Annotated in this window: 1 protein-coding gene; it reads left to right on the forward strand. The window is 65.2% G+C overall.

Going from position 1 to position 1026, the window contains the following annotated elements:
• Positions 1–461 precede the first annotated feature (461 nt).
• Entirely contained in the window at positions 462–1007 is a 546-nt protein-coding gene (locus EOA29_RS37685; RefSeq protein WP_126094541.1) for a YbhB/YbcL family Raf kinase inhibitor-like protein, read from the forward strand.
• Positions 1008–1026 lie beyond the last annotated feature (19 nt).

Below are 1026 nucleotides of genomic sequence, written 5' to 3' on the forward strand. Positions count from 1 at the left end.
GTTGAGAGGTTAATCTCCCCCCTTGAGGGGGAGATGTCGCCGGAGGCGACAGAGGGGGTCGCCGCGCATCGAGCGCCGACGCCTTTCCGCAAAGGTGAGGAGGTTGGCGCTCGATGTGAGACGACCCCCTCTGGCCTGCCGGCCATCTCCCCCTCGAGGGGGGAGATCGGCAGCCAACCATCACCTCCTTCTCGCGCAGGCGTGATCGGTGGTGCGCAGGCGTGATTGTCGGCGCGGCCGATTCTTCGGCTAGGGTCGCGGCCGATCCAACACCCCCTGGATCGACAGGCCGCGAAGTCCCACCTTCGCGGCCCGAACGAAAGAGCCCCGACGGCCTCCACCGGCGGGGCTTTTTTTCGTTCTTGAGACGTTGGCGCTGCCCTTTTTTTGGGCCGCTTTTCCGCTAAACTCATCACGTCTCGGCCAAACTCATCACATCTCGGCCAAAAGGGGAGGAAAGCATGACCTTACGCCTTGGCTTAACCTTGCTTGCGCTCACTGCTTTCGCCACCCAGGCATCGGCCTTCGAGATCTCCAGCCCGTCGGTCTCCAACGGCAAATGGGACGCAAAATATCTCGGCGACAAGGCCGGCTGCGGCGGCAAGAGCGTTTCGATCGCGCTTGCGTGGAAGAATCCGCCGGCCGGCACCAAAAGCTACGCTCTCACCATGTTCGATCCCGACGCCAATGGCGGCAAGGGGTTCTGGCACTGGCTCGCCTGGAACATCCCGGCAAGCGCCAAGGGCCTGGCCGAAGGCGCGGGTTCCAAGGGCGGCAAGCGCCTGCCCAAGGGCACCGTGTCCGGCACGGGCGGTGTCGGCCGCGCCGGCTATTTCGGCCCATGTCCGCCGCCCGGCAGCGGCGCGCATCATTATGTCTTCACGCTCTACGCGCTGGGCGAGGCGAAGCTGCGCACGCCGGAAAATCCGTCGCCGGATATGGTCTCGGTCGCGGCGAAAAGCTCCGCGCTCGGCGAGGCGAGCGTGACGTATACGTATGGGAGGTAGCGGGGCGCTCTACCTCCCC

Origin of the sequence: Mesorhizobium sp. M1E.F.Ca.ET.063.01.1.1 (genome assembly GCF_003998155.1) — a bacterium.
Classification (GTDB): domain Bacteria; phylum Pseudomonadota; class Alphaproteobacteria; order Rhizobiales; family Rhizobiaceae; genus Mesorhizobium.